This window comes from Vibrio sp. 1402 (assembly GCF_033340275.1).
Window position 1 is genome coordinate 1 of sequence record NZ_JAWOWE010000156.1, and the last position, 836, is coordinate 836.

Annotated in this window: 1 protein-coding gene and 1 pseudogene; both read right to left on the minus strand. The window is 46.8% G+C overall.

Features of this window, described 5'->3' with window-relative positions:
* Positions 1-696: efflux RND transporter permease subunit (locus tag R7044_RS24775; protein WP_225455943.1), on the minus strand; the 696-nt coding region annotated here is incomplete at its 3' end.
* Positions 693-836, minus strand: a pseudogene (locus tag R7044_RS24780) (efflux RND transporter periplasmic adaptor subunit); the annotation flags it as partial. The pseudogene R7044_RS24780 and the gene R7044_RS24775, both read right to left, overlap by 4 nt.

The following is an 836-nucleotide window of genomic DNA, read 5'->3' on the forward strand; positions in this document are numbered from 1 at the left end:
GCCAGCATCAGACACAATATTTTGCGTGGACAGCAAGTTAAAAACCGTATTTGGCGACAAACCAATACTGCTGAGCTTCTTCATCGAAACTTCAATAAAGACTTGCTCTTGCTGCTGACCAGAGACAGAAACCTTGCTGACGCCATCGACCAGTTCAAGTTCACGGCGTAAGTAGTCGACATAATCCAGCAACTCTTTATAGCTGTAGCCATCCCCTGTCACTGCCAACAAGATGCCGTACACATCACCGAAGTCATCAATAACCTGAGGCTCATTAACACCCGGTGGTAACGTGACTTTTAAGTCGTTCACTTTTCGACGCAATTCATCCCAAATTTGTGGTAAATCATCGGGACCATAGTTGTTTTTCATCGTCACGGTGATCTGAGATAAACCACGGTTGGAAATGGAGTTCACTTCGTCAACGTAAGTCAGTTGCTGGATGGCTTTTTCCAGCGGGTACGTCACTTCTTCTTCCACTTGTTGCGGCGTCGCACCTGGGTATGACGTCACTACCATCGCATCTTTGATGGTAAAGGCCGGATCTTCTAAACGTCCCAACCCGAAGAAGGCAGCAATACCACCAATCAAGAAGATCAAAGACACCATCCAGCTAATCACGCGATTTCGAATGAAATAAGCCGCAATGCCCGTTACATCATCATCACTTTGAGGCACTTTGTTTTGCTCGCTCATAAACCAGCCTCCTGCTTAACCACTTCCACTTTCATTCCATCTCTGAGTCGCGAAACGCCAGCAACCACCACTTTGTCGTTAAGCGCTAATCCATCAAGCACTTGAATCGAGGTTTTGGAGGCTTTGCCGGTTCGGATTTG